This is a genomic window from Variovorax sp. 01T439_2, assembly GCF_056398445.1.
In genome coordinates this window covers 1-1,288 of record NZ_JBFTPJ010001252.1, presented here as the reverse complement: position 1 = coordinate 1,288, position 1,288 = coordinate 1, and the positions used below count along the sequence as shown (strand labels likewise).

3 protein-coding genes are annotated in these 1,288 nt (G+C 64.4%); all 3 read left to right on the top strand.

Annotated elements, in window-relative coordinates:
- A partial coding sequence (locus AC1DOC_RS34020) for a cytochrome c oxidase assembly protein (protein WP_478131615.1) occupies positions 1 to 312 on the top strand: 312 nt, incomplete at its 5' end.
- Positions 309 to 518 (top strand): DUF2970 domain-containing protein, encoded by a 210-nt coding sequence (locus AC1DOC_RS34015; protein WP_015867158.1) that lies wholly within the window; start codon positions 309 to 311, stop codon positions 516 to 518. The genes AC1DOC_RS34020 and AC1DOC_RS34015, both read left to right, overlap by 4 nt.
- A 70-nt stretch (positions 519 to 588) precedes the next feature.
- The coding region (locus tag AC1DOC_RS34010) for a cytochrome c oxidase subunit 3 (protein ID WP_478131614.1) at positions 589 to 1,288 on the top strand (700 nt) is incomplete at its 3' end.

Genomic DNA, 1,288 nt, shown 5'->3' with positions numbered 1-1,288 from the left:
GGCCAGCTCAACACCGTGGTCTACGAATTCCAGAACGTGCAGAACCGCCGCATGGCGGCGCAGGCCATCCCGAGCTATGCGCCGCAGCAGGCCGCGCCGTACTTCAACAAGCTCGAGTGCTTCTGCTTCAACCAGTACACGCTCGACCCGGGCGAGAAGAAGCAGTGGCCCGTCGCCTTCGTGATCGACCCGAAGATCTCCAGGGACGTGAAGACCATCACGCTGTCCTACACCTTCTTCGAAGTCGGCGGCAAGACGCCCGCGGCCCCGGTGGCCGCTGTTTCGAATGCTGCCCATGAGCCCCGTTCGTGACCGCACCGAACACGCCGCCCAAGGCCACGCTGTGGGACACGGTGAAGGCCGTGTGCTGGTCGTTCTTCGGGGTGCGCAAGAAAAGCGCCTACCAGGACGACTTGGCCAAGCTGAACCCGCTGCACATCATCGCGGTGGCCTTTGCAGCGGTCATCGTTTTCATCGTCGGCCTAGTGCTGCTGGTGCGCTACGTGGTTGCGCCCTGAGACCGGTCCGCATGGCCCACGACATCCAGAACCCATCGAATCGAGAGAAGAAAGAAAGCCAGGAGCTGATATGAGTTCAACCACCCACGGCGCCACGCCCTACTACTTCGTGCCGGGGCCATCGGCCTTTCCGGTCATGGCCGCAACCGGCCTGTTCTTCGTGATTCTCGGCGCGGCCCAATGGATCAACGGCCACCAGTGGGGCGCCTGGTCCCTGCTGGCGGGCATGGTCGCGTGGCTTGCCACGCTGTTCGTGTGGTTCCGCACCGCCATCGGCGAAAGCGAAAGCGGCCAGTACGGCCACAAGATCGACCTCTCGTTCCGCTGGAGCATGAGCTGGTTCATCTTCTCCGAAGTGATGTTCTTCGGTGCCTTCTTCACCGCGCTGTGGTGGACCCGCACCCATTCGCTGCCGGCGCTCGGCAGCCTGGACAACGCGCTGCTCTGGCCCGACTTCAAGGCCGTGTGGCCCAGCGTTGCAGCCGGCGCCACCGGTTCGCCGGCCGACATCGTCGAGCCCTTCCAGACCGTCGGCCCCTTCTGGCTGCCCACGATCAACACCGCGCTGCTGCTGAGCTCGGGCGTGACGCTCACCATTGCCCACCACGCGCTGCGTGCCGGCCATCGTGCCCAGACCATCCGCTTCATGTGGCTCACCGTGCTGCTGGGCGTGCTGTTCCTGGGCGTGCAGGGCTACGAGTACCACCACCTGTACACCGAGCTGAACCTCAAGCTCAGCTCCGGCGCCTACGGCTCGACCTTCTTCATGC